At 49.6% G+C, this 15,922-nt stretch carries 12 protein-coding genes; 10 read left to right on the forward strand and 2 right to left on the reverse strand.

The features are described 5' to 3' along the window. Positions 1-104: 104 nt before the first annotated feature. From pdxR to D5398_RS16495, 9 genes are all read left to right on the forward strand, one after another. On the forward strand, positions 105-1,616 hold the full coding sequence (gene pdxR, locus D5398_RS16455; RefSeq protein ID WP_120508588.1) for a MocR-like pyridoxine biosynthesis transcription factor PdxR: 1,512 nt from the start codon (positions 105-107) through the stop codon (positions 1,614-1,616). A 1,422-nt stretch (positions 1,617-3,038) separates the two neighbouring features. Then, positions 3,039-3,665, forward strand: coding sequence for a ParA family partition ATPase (gene parA / locus D5398_RS16460; RefSeq protein WP_120508589.1), 627 nt, complete (start codon positions 3,039-3,041; stop codon positions 3,663-3,665). Then, entirely contained in the window at positions 3,662-3,871 is a 210-nt protein-coding gene (locus tag D5398_RS16465) for a plasmid partition protein ParG (RefSeq protein ID WP_120508590.1), read from the forward strand. Before parA ends, D5398_RS16465 begins: the two co-directional genes overlap by 4 nt. A gap of 1,375 nt (positions 3,872-5,246) precedes the next feature. Then, complete coding sequence (locus tag D5398_RS16470) at positions 5,247-6,233, forward strand: replication initiation protein (protein WP_120508591.1); 987 nt, start codon at positions 5,247-5,249, stop codon at positions 6,231-6,233. A 688-nt stretch (positions 6,234-6,921) separates the two neighbouring features. Next, entirely contained in the window at positions 6,922-8,541 is a 1,620-nt protein-coding gene (locus tag D5398_RS16475) for an ABC transporter substrate-binding protein (protein WP_244216782.1), read from the forward strand. A gap of 57 nt (positions 8,542-8,598) precedes the next feature. Next, the gene (locus D5398_RS16480; protein WP_013577990.1) at positions 8,599-9,558 is read left to right on the forward strand and encodes an ABC transporter permease; all 960 of its coding nucleotides are present in this window, start codon (positions 8,599-8,601) and stop codon (positions 9,556-9,558) included. After that, positions 9,558-10,505, forward strand: a complete 948-nt coding sequence (opp4C, locus tag D5398_RS16485; RefSeq protein WP_162940774.1) for an oligopeptide ABC transporter permease — start codon at positions 9,558-9,560, stop codon at positions 10,503-10,505. The genes D5398_RS16480 and opp4C overlap by 1 nt, the downstream gene beginning before the upstream one ends. After that, positions 10,502-11,506 (forward strand): ABC transporter ATP-binding protein, encoded by a 1,005-nt coding sequence (locus D5398_RS16490; RefSeq protein ID WP_120508593.1) that lies wholly within the window; start codon positions 10,502-10,504, stop codon positions 11,504-11,506. The genes opp4C and D5398_RS16490 overlap by 4 nt, the downstream gene beginning before the upstream one ends. Further along, positions 11,503-12,468 (forward strand): ABC transporter ATP-binding protein, encoded by a 966-nt coding sequence (locus D5398_RS16495; RefSeq protein WP_120508594.1) that lies wholly within the window; start codon positions 11,503-11,505, stop codon positions 12,466-12,468. The genes D5398_RS16490 and D5398_RS16495 overlap by 4 nt, the downstream gene beginning before the upstream one ends. Positions 12,469-12,502: 34 nt before the next feature. Here the strand turns inward: D5398_RS16495 and D5398_RS16500 are convergent, their stop codons facing one another. Then, entirely contained in the window at positions 12,503-13,426 is a 924-nt protein-coding gene (locus D5398_RS16500; protein ID WP_120508595.1) for a LysR family transcriptional regulator, read from the reverse strand. Between the two features lie 158 nt (positions 13,427-13,584). On the opposite strand from D5398_RS16500, the gene D5398_RS16505 reads away from it, so the two are divergent. Beyond that, positions 13,585-14,457 carry a fumarylacetoacetate hydrolase family protein gene (locus D5398_RS16505; protein WP_120508596.1) on the forward strand — a complete coding sequence of 291 codons (873 nt, stop codon included), beginning with the start codon at positions 13,585-13,587 and terminating at the stop codon, positions 14,455-14,457. Between the two features lie 6 nt (positions 14,458-14,463). Here the strand turns inward: D5398_RS16505 and D5398_RS16510 are convergent, their stop codons facing one another. After that, positions 14,464-15,879, reverse strand: coding sequence for a PTS transporter subunit EIIC (locus D5398_RS16510; RefSeq protein ID WP_120508597.1), 1,416 nt, complete (start codon positions 15,877-15,879; stop codon positions 14,464-14,466). Positions 15,880-15,922 lie beyond the last annotated feature (43 nt).

Raw genomic sequence — 15,922 nt, forward strand, 5'->3', positions numbered from 1 at the left:
ATTGCAAGGTGAACAATTTGTCGAAATAGCAATCCGTTCTTGTTTTTTATCCCGCCAGCGGCTCTATAATCTAGAACCACTTTTAATTATTTTTAGGTACCACTTTGCGTTCACTGCTTTCTGACCTCATTTCACAGCGCCTGGCAGACAGTTCTGCAGGTACACTAAATAAGCGCGTTTATCAGGCGTTGCAGCAGGCTATTTTCGACGGCAGTATCATGCCCGGCAGCCGTTTACCTGCTTCGCGTGACCTGGCTAAAGAGCTGGCCATTTCGCGAAATACTGTGCTGGCGTCGTATGACCAATTGCAGGCAGAGGGTTACATTCAGACCCGTACCGGAAGTGGAACCTTCGTCACATCAGATTTACCCAAAGATGGTGTGATTGCTGATAACGCTGTCCATCATTGCACGCCGGTTCTCAGCCATGTTGTACTTTCAGAACGCGGCGTCCGGCTACTGAAGCGCACAGGCGTTGCTTCGCAACAATGGGGCGCATTTATGCCGGGTGTGCCTGACGTCAAAAAGTTTCCGCATGATATCTGGCGCAAACTTCAGAACCGGTTGAGCCGGCATCTGCACCCTGAGTTCCTTACCTATTCTCGCCACGGCGGATGCCCGGAGCTGCAACAAGCACTGGCGGATTATCTGCGTATTGCACGTTCTGTCGATTGCACGGCTGAACAAATCCTTATCACATCAGGTACACATCAGGCCCTGGATTTACTGGCGAAAATGTTGTGTGACCCTGGCGATGTCGCATGGATCGAGGAACCGAGTTACTGGGGGATCCGTAATGTGCTGACCATCAATGGCGTGGATATCCAGCCGGTACTGGTAGATGAAAATGGTATGGCTCCGCCTGACGATTTTTCCGCTAATACAGAAAATTTTCGAGTACCTAAACTCATTTGTGTGACACCTTCACATCACTATCCGCTCGGATCGGTCATGAGTCTGGCGCGTCGTCAAAAAATTCTGGCGCTGGCCAGCGGGCAAGGCAGTTGGGTGATTGAGGATGATTACGACAGTGAGTTCCGTTATTCGGGCAGCCCGATTCCGGCATTGCAGGGGCTAAGCAGCGATGCACCGGTAATTTATATCGGAACATTCAGCAAAACGTTATACCCGGCGATGCGAATCAGTTACGTTGTTCTACCCCGCACGCTGGCGTCACGCTTAAAAATCGCACACTCGGAGTTATACCGTGGCGGGAACGGGTTGACACAACTAACCCTTGCCGAATTTATTCGCGAAGGACACTACGCAGCGCATATCCGCAAAATGCGTCTGATCTACGGCAAGCGCAGAAATGCGCTAACACGTCTCATTGAAGAGGAACTTGGCCCCGAATATCTAAGTGAGGGCAGTAACGCTGGATTGCATCTTATTCTTTCCTTGCCAGATTCTGTTGATGACGTTGCTTTGTGTGCAGAGCTTGAACTGTTGAACATCCTTGCACGCCCACTTTCAGCTTATTACTCGCGCCCTGCCCCGCGGCGAGGATTATTGCTTGGGTATGCTTGTGTCCCTGAGGAAGAAATAGAAATCGCATTCGGACATATCGTCCGTTGCCTGAAACGCAGGTTGCAATTAGAGGGTTCACTACGAAAATGAGAATCTGTGATTTTGTGATTTTGTGATTTTGTGATTTTGTGATTTTGTGATTTTGTGATTTTGTGATTACAGAATCACTTAATCTCAGGAGTTTGCAATCACTAAATCCAAACATCTCAACATCCTGTGATCAACCACTAATCTTTTAATCCCACAATCCTGGAATCTTTGAATCACAAGATTGGATTACTAAATCCCACAATCCTTTAATCATGTAATCTAAAAATCCTAAGATTTGTAAACATCAATCCTGTAATCCTATAATTCTTAAATCCTAATCCTGACCTCACAGAACCCCAGGATGGACATCCTATAATCCCAGAATCACTCTCATGATCTCCGGTTCATATCATCACAGCTCCCGATTCCAGAATCCTATCATCCTGAAAATTTGTCAGTTGACCATACAATCTTAAGATTCTTTTGAAATCCTGAGATTACACAATCCTTACCCCCTCAATTATTCATCATTTAACTCATTGATATTAATACAATGATTACATAATCACATAATCTTATTCCAAGATTAAATCTTATAATCCTGAAATCACATTCACTGCGCCACTCTCTGTAAAAGGATTTAAGGATTACAAGATTTCATAATCCTATAATGCGTTCACATCGCCTGTTGAGATTGTGTAAGGTCAGAATCATAGAATCCCATTAGGCGTAGACCCCTGGGATTCAGTAAATAAATCCTATAATCCTGACACTTTTAGAATCCCATAATTCCGTGATGGTGGCATTGCCATCTCCGGAGCGCAGAATGTTGAGATGTTGAGATGTTGAGATGTTGAGATGTTGAGATGTTGAGATGTTGAGATGTTGAGATGTTGAGATGTTGAGATGGTGAGATGGTGAGATGGTGAGATGGTGAGATGGTGAGATGGTGAGATGGTGAGATGGTGAGATGGTGAGATTTTAAATGTACGGCTAATCTTGTCCATACATTTTTATTTCACAGACATATCAGTTAAAGGATGGCATCAGAATCCAGCATTCCTAAAATTCAGAGATTTAGAGATTTAGAGATTTAGAGATTTAGAGATTTAATAATCAGCAGATTGGAGGATGTACACTAACCCTCATAAATGTTTGTTAAACCTTAATCTGAAGATTCTGTAATCCTCAAATCATACAATCTTCACCGTATAGAATCCTCAAATTAATAAAACAGGATATCTCAGATGGTGAGATACCAAATCAACTCAACCTTACTGAATCCTGTAATCATGGGATAATGAAATTCTATAATCCTTAGATATTGAAATCTCCGGATGCAAACTTTATAGTAGTATCTCAATCCTGTGATTCATGGATTAGTAAATCCCATAATCCTAAGATTACAAACTATATGAATCCTAAAATCTTATGATTTTGGAATCCTGTTATCTTCACTGAACGCTTCATCAAGAGGTTGTCATGGCAGCGAAAATTATTTCCTTCCTAAACGGGAAGGGCGGAGTAGGGAAAACCACGACATCAATAAACATAGCAACTTGTCTGGCGAGACAAGGCCATAAAGTGGTGATGGTTGATACTGATCCGCAGGGAAGCATCAGCAACTGGTACGACGAAAGTAAATGTCAGTTCGACCTGGCAGAAGCAGCTTCAGAAAAAGAAGTCTATACCGTACGCAAGCAACTGAAAGAATACGATTACGTAGTGATTGATGGAGCCGCTGCAATTTCAGCCATTTCATCCGCAGCAGTGATGGTCAGCGATTTAGTTCTGATCCCCGTAACACCGTCACCATTAGATTTTGCCGCTTGTGGCGCTATTTTGGCCGTTGTGGAAGCTCGCGAAAACCTGCAACCAGTAATTGCGCGCTTTCTGATCACCAAAAAAGTGGCTTCAGCTAAAATGCTTGAAGTATTAAAAGTATCCATTGCCGATACGGGTGTTCCTGCACTGCGTACCGGTACGACCCAACGCCAGGTTTACATCCGAACCATGATGGATGGTGGCACCGTTTTCGATACAACGGACGGGAATGCGAAGGGTGAAATTGAAATTATGACCAGAGAAATCACGGAGTTGCTGAAATGAAAATGAAACTTGGCCAGCACAGACAACTGACCACAGCACTGGACGCTGTAGCAAAACCACCTGCATCGGTGAAAAAATTACAGACTAATATCGATGAAGAACTGCATCGTCGGTTCAAAACCAGCTGTTTCCTGCAAGATCGCGAAATGAAAGACGTTCTGACAGAATTGATCCAAGCCTGGCTCATCCACAACGAACGCGCTTAATATTATGATCGCTGGCAGGATCGGGTCTTACAGGCCCGTTTCTGACTGCATCTAGTCTGTAACCCTTGCACTGTCTGCCCTAAACCCTAATCAGCTCCTTCCTGAAGCTTTCTCTCCGTTGTTATCAGATCCCAAGATCAAATAATGTTTTGTTTATTTTATAAGTTTAGATCTTTCTCTTTAGGGAGGGTTTTTACTTATTATTATCATGAGGTTAGAACACTCATTGTGGAGTGATTTCCTGCCCGAGGTGGAGATCCTTCATGTTTGATGTGGATCCTTTTCATGGTCAATGTAGAGTCTTTTTCTGTGGATAATTTCTTTAGAGATCAGATCATTATGTACGTGGAAGGATTTTCTGTGGATATTTTACGCGATAACCCGCTCTTCACCTCGTAATGACCAGTTTAATGACTAACATACTGTCATCACAGACTTTTCTTATAAGTGGAAACATTTCCTGATCCCATAGGAAACAGAGATATGTGGAAGAATTTCCTGTGACAGCGTCACGTGATGTCACTAACAGACAAAAGTGATCCCTGAACACCTATGGAACAGCTCAGGAAAGGGCTGATCGCAGGATGCAAAACGGTTATGTGGAGATTTTTCCTGATCCCTTAAAGGGTATATGTGGAAACATTATCTGATCTAGAAATGAGAAATTCTTAATGGGATCAGAGAAGTAGTGATAAAAATCAACGTGTTATTAATTTGGTGACGTTGTCACATGCCTATATGTGGAGCTTTTTCCTGATCCTGATGGCAATTTGCAAAGGCTAATAGGTACTCACAAAATAGAGCAATCCTGTTAAGTGGAAAGATTTCCTGATCCCGGAGTCATCCATATGTGGAAAGATTTTCTGCAAAGTGATCGCTGGCCTTATGTGGAATCATTTCCTGATCTCCCTCCCGCTGTGGCGCTAATGTGGAGACATTTTCTGATCCCACTGTCTGCTATATGTGGAAAGTTTTCCTGATGATCCCTCCCTAGACAAGAACGAGGCTAGAAAAAGAAATGAGAAGGAGGTCACACTGCTGAAATTGACGATTAAACACTCAACCACACCTCTAATGTGGAGGAATTATCTGATCACTGGCAGTGATGAGGGGCTCAAATGCCTGTCCGGCAGATTAAAGATCCCTGAAGGAATATGTGGAGAAATTTCCTGTAAAAGTGTGGTCGATCCAGCATGTTAAAAAAAGGATCCCTGATGCGCTGGAAATCCTTATGTGGAGAATTTTCCTGATCTGTTTTTTTTGATCATCATTTATCTATATGATTTTAATATAATAAATAACTTTTGTTTTTACTTTACGGCAGCATTTTTTATGTGGAATAATTTACCTTCTTTCCACTTATGGATCCTGCTACATGGAACTGAATAAACTCACAGTAGTTCAGGGGAACGATCTTCTTGAAGGCGCATACAGCGTCACTCTGGATGAAATGCGCTTGCTTAACCTCGCGCTGGCTCAAATTGATAGCAGGAAACCGCAACCGGATACGCTTTATCGACTTTTCCCTCAGGATTATCAGCGGATCTACGGGGTAAACCCGACAAGCAGCCACCGCCAGTTACGCGAAGCAGCTGAAAGTCTGATGAAAAAACCGGTCACCATCTACAAACCTGATGTGAAAACCGGCAAGGTACGTACTGTGCAGCTCTCCTGGTTCTCGCGTCTGGAATACGTCAGCAGTGATGATCACAGCGCGGTTGTGCTGAGATTCGGGCAGGACGTTGCGCCGTATCTCTATGAACTTAAAGAATCTTTCACCAAACTCAATTTCGCTAACATAGCGAAACTTGATACCCCGTTTTCCGTGCGCCTGTATGGCTGGCTAATCAAAGCCAAGAACCTCTACGGGCGACGCAGCGGCAAAGCCATTGAAGTGACGCTGGATCTTAACTGGATGCGCGAGAAGGCCGGTTTGGCGGGCAAATACGAGGACTATCGTGACTTCCGTCAGAAGCTGCTTGAGCCGACGATCAACCGGATCAACGCCAATACCGACATCTCTGTCGTCTGGGAACCGGTAAAGCAGGGCAGAACCGTAGTATCTATCAAATTTGCCTATGTGGATGAATCGGCTCCAGAAGCCAGCAAGCCGTTGCGTCCGCGTTTACCACGGCGTCCGCGTGCTGTTGCAGGGTCCGCTCTCGAAGGGGAGTGGGCACGACGTTGCATTGCAATCTTTGAAGAGTATCTCGATAAATTAAGCTCCTACGATGTCGAGGAAAAGGCCACGTTGCCGGATCTGCGCAAGCTATCAGGCTGGTACAAGATGATTGGCGAGAAGAATAAACAAAAAGAAATTCTCTCTGAAGTCAGTTCTCGCAGCAAAAAAGCCGCGGCCTGAAAACCTGGTTTCCGACCCAAACTTGAACGGCGTATCGATAGTAAGATATGCCGTTTTTTATTGACCGGCATCTGGAAAAGATATGTGGTTTCTCAGCAGTTCTCTTATGTTATAGGGCTTACGGTGTTAGTGAGTACTTACTGGGTGTGATCAGGTAATCTTTCCACATTAGCCGTTTTGGCGGCTTTTTCAGCGGACTGAATCGAAAGTGATAAGGCATAGGTTACAAAAAGGGATCACGCGAGACGTATACTCCAGGACGGATGCCAGTTTCTACTGTAAATAAGACCTAGGATGTAAGTGAGTACTTACACCATGCGCCGTGCATATTCTTTGATTACCGCCCTGCACCAGTGCACCGACATTTCATCGTCATCAGTGATGGGTATAGCTAAAAAATGGCTTAATTAATCAAAAAATAACATGACAAATTTATCGAATTTAACTTGATTGTTCGAAGAGGTTTTTTGGGCATTAAGAAATAACTAACAGCTATAAGCCATATTTTTTCGTTGTTAGACAAGGCCAAACGGCGTCCTTACTCTTTGTCATGTTTTGTAAACCGTTTGCACTCCTTACAGATGAGGGATCTCTTTTGGCTACGTTATTACGTTCTTCCTTCGCGCCAGCTGGACAACGCGTGCGCCGCACTGCCTCTTTCAAAATCGCATTACTGGCCAGCGCGGTAATGTTGTCCTCTTTTGCTTACGCTGATGATGTCTTAAAAGAAGGCATCACACCGGCAACCGATGCCAGCCAGGTTCCTGCTGCGGCGAAACTGCGCACCGATACGGTGATCGCCGGGATCTCAGAACCTCAGGGTATTTTTAACCCTTACTTTTTCGTTAACGGCTGGGATGAAAACGTCACTAACGTGATTTTCGCCCGTCTGATTGACTGGGACAGCCAGGGTAAACTGGTCCCTGGTCTGGCAGAAAGCTGGACCGTCAGCCCTGATGGCAAAACTTACACCATCAAACTGCGCCACGATCTGAAGTTCAGTGATGGCTCTCCGCTGACGGCAGAAGATGTCGCATTCACGCTGACCGTGTTGTATGACCCGAAATACGACGGCGACACGGACATCACACTGGCACACATTGCCGGTGGTGATGAGTATAAGCAGGGTAAGGCTGACAGCATCAGCGGCCTGAAAGTGATCGACCCGCTGACGTTGCAGGTCACCACCACACAGCCGGGTGCGACGACGTTGCAGAAAATTGGCGGGCCGGTGCTGTCGAAAGCGTATTACGGCAAAGGCTATTCACGCGGAAATCTTGATTACCTGCGCACGCTGCACGGTAAACCACTGGGCAATGGCCCGTATGTGTATGACAAATATATTCCGGGGCAGGAGATCCGTTTCCACGCCAATGCCAACTATTATCGTGGAGTACCGCCGACCCCGCGCTTTATCTATCGCGTGACCAATCCGTCGACTAACTTCCAGCTGTTCCAGACCGGTGACACCGATTACGACGCATTCACTTCGCGCCCGGATGATATCGAACAGCTGAAAATGCTCGGCTTTGCCAACATCAACCTGTACGGTTCCAGCGATTACAGCAAGATTGAGTTCAACGTAAGACGGCCTGCATTGCAGGATGTCAAAGTCCGTCAGGCGCTGATTTACGGCCTGGATCGTCAGAAATTGATCGACGTGGTTTATCAGGGCTACGGCTCAGTAGCGATCGAGCCGATCGCGCCGATTTCCTGGGCGTATAACACTGAAGGCGTGAACCCGTACAAATTCGATCCGGCGCAGGCAAATAAGCTGCTGGATGAAGCAGGGTGGAAAGCGGGCAGCGACGGGATCCGTGTAAAAGACGGTAAACGTCTGGAACTGACGCTGCTGGTCAGCAAAAAAGTGCTGAACGATGCGCTGATCCCGATTGCGAAAGAGAACTACCAGAAAATCGGCGTGCTGCTGAAACCACAAGTTGTGGACTTTAACGCGCTGATGTCACAACGCAAGGCCGGGAATTACGATCTGGCGTCCTTCAGCACCAGCACGCTCAACGATCCGCACGATGGCGTCTGGGATTATTACAGCACAGAATCCACGGAGTCTGGCTATAACAACCCTGAAGTCGACAAACTGATCAATGAAGGCAACGCGACGCTGGATATTGAAAAACGGAAGCCGATCTACCACGAACTGTACAAAGTACTGGCCAACGATCCGCCGGTGATCCTGCTCGGTAACCGTAAAATCCTTTCCGCCAGCAGCGCCCGTGTGACGGGGTTTAAACCGGATATTTACAACGGTCTGACCGGCAGTCTGCCGGACGTCAAAATCGTAAAATAATCCCGTTCAACCACATTGCCGCCGCACTTTTGCCGGTGCGGCGGCCTTGGGAAAGTCATGAGAAATTTTATTCTGCGTCGTTTGCTGCAAACCATCCCGATGCTGTTCCTCGCTTCACTGCTCATTTTCATGCTGTTTGCCAAAACGCCGGGCGATTTCATCGACGGAAATATCACCCTGACCGCTCAGCGCGCCGCCGAACTTAAAGCGCTCTATGGACTCGATCAACCGCTGCTCAGCCGTTATCTGCATTGGCTGGGCAATCTGCTGCGCGGCGATCTCGGCTTTTCGCTGCAATATCAGATACCCGTCAGTCAGTTGCTGAATCAGTACATCTGGAACTCCTTCCTGCTCGCCACCATTGCAATGGTGTTGTACTGGGGGATCGCGCTGGCGGTCGGCATTGTCTCGGCGATGAAACCCTATTCATTGTTTGATCACGTGGTGAGTATTGTGATATTCGCGGCGATGTCCTTTCCGACCTTCTTCCTTTGTCTGCTGCTGATCAAATGGTTCGCTGTGGACCTACACTGGTTGCCGGTGGGCGGCATGACCAATACCGGCAGCGATGCAACGGGCTGGGCGTGGGTGATGCAGGTGGCTGCGCATTTGGTATTGCCGGTGGTGGCGCTGGTGATGTTGCAGGCAGGCAGCCTGACACGCTATTTCCGCGCCAGCATGCTGGACGTCGTGCGCATGGATTTCATCCGTACTGCCCGCGCTAAAGGGCTGCGTGAGCGCACAGTCATCCTGAAACATGCGCTGCGAAATGCGCTGTTGCCGATAATCACATTGCTAGGGTTTGAGCTGCCGGGGCTGTTTTCCGGGGCGCTGATTACCGAAAAAGTCTTTAACTGGCCGGGAGCAGGGCATATTCACATTGATTCGCTGGCTGCACGTGATTATCCGGTTCTGATGGGTTTCACGTTGTTTCTGGCGGTGTTAACCATTCTTGGCAACCTGATTGCTGATGTGCTTTATGCGTGGGCTGATCCGCGTATTCGTGTGAGGTCGTGATGTTTGGCTCTTTATTTTCTACTAACCGGCGATTACGTGAAGCACAGATCCCTGCACTGGCACAAGTGACACCGTCACCCTGGTTACAGGCCTGGCGTGCTTTACGTCAGAACCGTCTGGCGATGTTCTGCCTCATTTTACTCGTTGTCATGGCGGTCTGGTGCATAGTGGGCCCTTACTATTCGCCGTGGCGTGATGATGCGACCGACGCGCTGATGATCAACAAAGCACCCAATGTGGAGCACTGGCTGGGCACCGATTTTCTCGGACGTGACGTGTATACGCGGCTGCTACTGGCCGGTCGCATCTCGCTGATTATCGGCATGCTGACCATGTTGCTTTCCGTGACGCTCGGTTATCTGATGGGGGCAGTATCCGGTTATGTCGGGGACATCACCGACAAAATCATCATGCGCTTTGCCGATCTGGTGATGACCATTCCGAGTCTGCCGCTGTTGATCGTGATGGGCGCGATGCTGTCTGAGCTGGATTTTTCGCCGGATTCCCGTGTGTACATGGTGATCGTCATGCTCAGTCTTCTGGAATGGCCGAAGCTGGCGCGTCTGGTTCGCGGGCAGATCCTTTCATTGCGCGAGCGTGATTTCATGCTGGCGACAAAAGTGCTCGGCCTGTCGTCGCGCCGCCGTCTGTTCGGGCATTTACTGCCGAATACCGTACCCATTCTGGTAGTGATGGCGACGATGGCGGTGGCGAATGCCATTCTCAGTGAATCTGCGCTCAGTTATCTGGGACTAGGTGTGGTACCGCCAACGCCGTCATGGGGAAATATGATGGATGCCGCCAACAGCCTGATCGACTTCCAGCGCCGACCGTGGTTATGGATGCCGCCGGGCGTGGCGATCTTTATTACGGTAATTGCGATTAACGTGCTGGGCGACGGCCTGCGCGATGCGCTCGATCCAAAAATGAAACGGAGCAAAAAATGACTGAACCCTTGATCCGTTTTAACCAGCTTTCGCTGTCTTTTGCCAGCGATGAAGGTCGCGTGCGCGCGGTGCAGGATGTCACGTTCGACATTCAGGCCGGGCAGACTGTCGGGGTTGTCGGCGAATCAGGATGCGGAAAAAGCGTCACGGCGATGTCACTGATGGGGCTGTTGCCGCCACAGGCTGCCCGCATTGATGGCGGAGAAATCCTGTTTCAGGGGCGTGATTTACTGAAGCTGCGTTCGTCACAAATGGCCGATTTGCGCGGTAATCAGCTGGCGATGATCTTTCAGGAACCGATGACCGCGCTAAATCCGGTGCTGACGATTGGTGAACAACTGGTTGAACCGCTGATCCGCCATCGCGGTGAATCACCGAAATCGGCGTGGGCGCATGCAACGCAGATGATTACTGACGTGGGGCTGGCGCGCGCGGAAAGCCTGATGACCAGTTATCCGCACCAGCTTTCCGGCGGCATGTTGCAGCGCATCATGATTGCGATGGCGCTGAGTTGTAAGCCACAGCTGCTGATTGCAGACGAACCGACCACCGCGCTCGATGTTACCGTTCAGGCGCAAATCCTGCGTTTGCTGCGTGACCAGGCGCACCAAAACCACATGGCGCTGATGCTGATCACCCACGATTTAGGCGTGATTGCCCAGATGGCGGATCACGTCGTCGTAATGTACGCCGGTAAAATTGTCGAGCAGGGCGCGACCGCCGATGTGCTGCGCAATCCGCTGCATCCTTATACTCAGGGGCTGATTGCGTCACGTCCGACCGCGGGTGAACGCCGCCGCCGCTTATATTCCATTCCCGGACAAGTGCCCAGCCTGGCAGCATTACCGCCTTACTGCGCATTTACCGATCGCTGCTCGCGCGCCACTGACCGTTGCCGCGAAGGGATCCCACCGCTCGAAGGAAAACACCGTCAGGCTGCCTGTTTCTACAGCGGATTAACGACGGCGCAAGAGAGTAAAGATACGGAGCTGCAACCATGAGTGCGGAATATCTGATTGAAGTCGACGGGCTGAAAAAATATTTCCCGATCCGCGACGGCGTATTCGGTCAGGAAACCGGCCAGCTGCGCGCCGTGGATGGCGTCAGTTTTAACATCCGCAAAGGCACGATTTTTGGTCTGGTCGGTGAATCGGGCAGCGGCAAAACCACGGTAGGACGCACGCTGCTGGGGCTGTATGACAAAACCGCGGGCAGCGTGAAGTTTCGCGGCGAAGATCTTCATGCCCTCAGGCCTAAACAGCTGAAAGCGTTGCGTCCGAAAATCCAGCTGGTGTTTCAGGATCCCTACAGTTCGCTGAACCCGCGTATCCGAGTCGGTGACGCCATCGGCGAGGCGATGCTTGAACATCAGTTATGTTCGCGCGCTGAGCTACGGGAAAAAGTGCTGGAAGTGATGAAAATCTGCGGCCTTTCGCCGCTGCATTACAACCGCTTCCCGCACGAATTTTCCGGCGGCCAGCGCCAGCGTATTGGCATTGCCCGTGCGCTGATCCTGCAACCGGAATTTATCATTGCGGATGAGCCTATTTCCGCGCTGGATGTGTCCATTCAGGCGCAGATCATCAATCTGTTCTCAGATTTGCGTGACGATCACGGCGTGACGTTTTTGTTTATCTCGCATGATCTGGGCGTCGTGGAACATCTTTGTGATGACGTGGCGGTGATGTATCTCGGTCAGCTGGTGGAAACCGCCAGCCGTGATGTGCTGTTTGAGCGGCCCTTGCATCCTTACACGCAGGCGTTGCTGGCGGCAGTACCTACGCTCGATCCTGACAGCGAACCGGTGGCGATGGTCAGCGGGGAAATACCGGATCCGTCAAAACCACCCGCCGGTTGTCGTTTCCACACCCGCTGCCCGTACGCCATTGCACGTTGCCGGGCGGAAATTCCGCTGTTACGTGAAGTGGAAAACGGTCACCGCGTGGCCTGCCACCTTGTATAAAGAAAAGCGGATGTAAATCCGCACCCGCCGGTATTCAGTCTTCGAGGATCCGGCGGGCTTCCATCTGCATTTTCTGCCCGACGCTTTTCGTCACGTCGATCACTTTCTGCGTCGCGGGTGAAAGAAACGCACCTTCCAGCCAGGTGATCCCGACCCGACGCTCCATCACTAACTGATCGTTATCAATACGGATCAGCCGCGACAAAAATTCTTCTTCCACCAGAATGTTTTCTGACAAAAAACTCAGCAATCCGCTTTTCGCAATCAGGCCCGGCACCGATGCCAGCGAACTGATTTCCACTTTTACATCCGGCGGCGAGCAATGATTTTCATAGAACATTTTATCCAGCCACTGGCGCATCGAGACGGTTTTCGCCGGTAAGATCCAGCCATAACGGCTGAGTTCGCGCAGGCTTGCGGGCTTACCGGCCAGAGGATGGTCGCGTGAGGCTGCCACGATCACCCGGTCGGCGGTCACCGGTAACTGCACCACCGGGCTGTCATAATTGACCAGCGGCCCGATGATCACATCGATAGCATGACGTTCCAGCAGGGCAAAAAGCACATCGTTCATGCCGATCTGGATTTCTAATTTCATGTTCGGTACCTGCGATTGCAGCATTTTGCAGATTTCAGGCAGCAGGAATTGCGTTGCTGAACCGGAGACACCCACGCGCACGATCCCGCCCGCGCCGCTGCTCAGTTCATTCATTATCTCGCCAATTTCCAGATAGGAACTTTGCAACGCCAGACCGCGCTGATAAAGCACCCGTCCCGCTTCGGTCAGTTCGAGTCCTCGTCCTGCCCGTTTGAACAGTTTTATCTTCAGTTCTTTCTCTAAACGGGTGATAGATTTAGAAAGTGCAGGCTGAGTTATATTTAAATTTTGTGACGCAAGTCTCAAATTCATTAACTGTGCAGCCGTCACGAAGTAGTCTAAATCTCTGTTATTTAACATAGATTCCTAAAATTCATCAATTCGGTAATAAAATATAGTAGAAGGCATGAGAGGCAGGGTCAATAATCACGCCGACGTTGCGACGGGCAAGCCGTTTTTGCAACACGAACGCCAGCGAATTTACCTGTTTTAAGTAAAATAAGAATCTAAGTGCATCTATGAAAATTGTTAATTTCACCATCAGCAAAGACCACACCAAAAGCTTCGGCATCTATAAAGAAGAGGGGATTGTCGACGTCGGCAGTCACTCAGGATGCCGCGATATTAACGAATTCATGGCACGCCATTCACTTTCGGAACTGCAACGCTACCTTGAGCTGCCAGCGGATCTTCAGCTGAATGACATCAGTTTCCTGCCGGTTATCGACCGTCCGGGAAAAATCTTCGGCGTCGGCATGAACTACGCAGAAAAACGCAGAGAATTTAACGAAACCAGCGACGCGCCAACGCTGTTTGTCCGTTTTGCCGATTCACAGGTCGGCCACAACGGCACTATCATCAAACCGGCTTCTTCTGAGCAGTTTGATTATGAAGGTGAACTGGCCATTATTATCGGCCGCACGGGCCGCAATATTTCAGCGGATGACGCGCTCGATTTTGTCGCCGGTTACAGCTGCTATATGGATGGCTCGGTGCGCGACTGGCAGCATAAATGGTATACCGCCGGGAAAAATTGGCCGTCGACAGGCGCATTCGGTCCGTGGATGGTAACGCCGGATGAAGTGGGCGACCCGCAAAACCTGAGCATCAAAACCTGGCTGAACGACCGGCTGGTGCAGGACGATACGACTGCCAGTATGATCCACACTATCCCGCAGATGATCGCCTATATCAGCACCTTTACTCAGCTTTCACCGGGCGATGTGATCATGACCGGTTCACCGGGCGGCGTCGGTAAGACCCGCGTTCCGCCGTTGTTCCTGCATGAGAATGACAAGATTGAAGTGGAAATTGAAAATATCGGTCGTCTGACCAATCGGATCCAGAATGCACCGCTGTCTGAGATTTCGCGTTCAAAGACAGCGGCCTGATAAACCTCAGCGCGTCTGATTAACCAGAGGCACCGTTTGTTCGGTGCCTTTATTTTTGACAACCATCAGATACGTCAGCGTAAATGACAGCCCCAGCGAAAGCACCACACCCATCACAATGTAGATGAAATACGGGCCGATATAGGCGGGCAGGCTGAAAATGCTCGACAGAATATAGCCGTATAACCGCACCCCGAAGAAAGCGATAAACGCAGACGCCACAGAACTGCTGATGGTGGTGGCGATAAACGCTTTTTTGTAGCGTGTCAGCACGCCGAACAGCGCCGGTTCAGTGATCCCCAACAGCCCCGAAATCGCCGCAGACAGCACCACGGATTTCTGCTCGCGGGTTTTGACGTGGAAGTAAATCGCAAACGTCGAACCGGCTATCGCCATGTTGGCCATAAACATCATCGGCATCAGCATGTCCCAGCCCTGATCGGTAAAGTTCTGCAATGCAATCGGCGTCATCGCGTGGTGCATACCGGTGAGGATCGCCACCGGGCGGATCGCGCCGACAATAAATCCGGCAAATACCGCAGACACGTCAAACAATCCCTGAATGCCAAACGCCAGCAGTTTGCCGAGATAAATTCCCGCCGGACCAATCAACGTCAGTGAAACCAGCGCGGCGATAAATAAGGTCAGCGTCGGCGTAAAGACGGTTTTCAGCACGTCCGGCATGAATCTATCTACCCAGCGGTGGATGTAACTCAGCGCCAGCACCGAGAAAATCACCGGAATGACGCTGGCCGAATAGTTGAAAACAGACACCGGCAGTACTTGCATAAAATACAACACGTCAGGCGCACCGGCCGTATGGCTGGCGAGCGCTTTCGCGGCGTCCATCAGCGTCGGGTACATCAGACAGGCAGCAACGGCTGCGGCCAGATATTCATTGGTTTTGAAGATCTTCGCCGCAGAAACCGCGAGGAAAAATGGCAAAAAGTAAAACACACCGCTGGCGATCAAATCGATGATCATCACTGTTTCACTTTTGGCTGAGACCACCTTCAGTGCGATTAATCCTGCCAGCAAACCTTTGATCATCCCCGCGCCAGCAATGGCCGGAACGATCGGGCCGAACACGCCGGAAACGGTATCCATGAACATCGAGACCAGACTTTTTCGTCCTTTTGTGGAGACATTTCCTGTTGATCCGGCGTTGTTCCCGCAGACCGGTTCCAGTTGTGACACGATGGCTTCGTACCAGATATTCACCTTCGGACCGATAATGATCTGCACCTGTCCGCTCTGACTTTGCGCGCCAAGTACGCCGGGCAGATTTTTAATTTCTTCCCAGGCCACTTTATTTTCGTCACGTAAATCAAAACGCAGACGGGTCATACAATGCCAAACTTTATTAATATTTCCTGCGCCACCGACCAGTTTAATGACCGACTGTATTATTTCTGTATTCACCCTGAACCCCGCGACGGAAATTGAATTTTTCTTTATTTGAATG

Origin of the sequence: Rahnella bruchi, from assembly GCF_003614975.1 — a bacterium.
Classification (GTDB): domain Bacteria; phylum Pseudomonadota; class Gammaproteobacteria; order Enterobacterales; family Enterobacteriaceae; genus Rahnella; species Rahnella bruchi.

Excerpts from the sequence above, each read along its gene's own strand:
- parA (WP_120508589.1), top strand. The coding sequence starts at position 3,039 with ATGGCAGCGAAAATTATTTCCTTCCTAAACGGGAAGGGCGGAGTAGGG.
- D5398_RS16465 (WP_120508590.1), top strand. The coding sequence starts at position 3,662 with ATGAAAATGAAACTTGGCCAGCACAGACAACTGACCACAGCACTGGAC.
- D5398_RS16470 (WP_120508591.1), top strand. The coding sequence starts at position 5,247 with ATGGAACTGAATAAACTCACAGTAGTTCAGGGGAACGATCTTCTTGAA.
- D5398_RS16475 (WP_244216782.1), top strand. The coding sequence starts at position 6,922 with ATGTTGTCCTCTTTTGCTTACGCTGATGATGTCTTAAAAGAAGGCATC.
- D5398_RS16480 (WP_013577990.1), top strand. The coding sequence starts at position 8,599 with ATGAGAAATTTTATTCTGCGTCGTTTGCTGCAAACCATCCCGATGCTG.
- opp4C (WP_162940774.1), top strand. The coding sequence starts at position 9,558 with ATGTTTGGCTCTTTATTTTCTACTAACCGGCGATTACGTGAAGCACAG.
- D5398_RS16490 (WP_120508593.1), top strand. The coding sequence starts at position 10,502 with ATGACTGAACCCTTGATCCGTTTTAACCAGCTTTCGCTGTCTTTTGCC.
- D5398_RS16495 (WP_120508594.1), top strand. The coding sequence starts at position 11,503 with ATGAGTGCGGAATATCTGATTGAAGTCGACGGGCTGAAAAAATATTTC.
- D5398_RS16500 (WP_120508595.1), bottom strand. The coding sequence starts at position 13,426 with ATGTTAAATAACAGAGATTTAGACTACTTCGTGACGGCTGCACAGTTA.
- D5398_RS16505 (WP_120508596.1), top strand. The coding sequence starts at position 13,585 with ATGAAAATTGTTAATTTCACCATCAGCAAAGACCACACCAAAAGCTTC.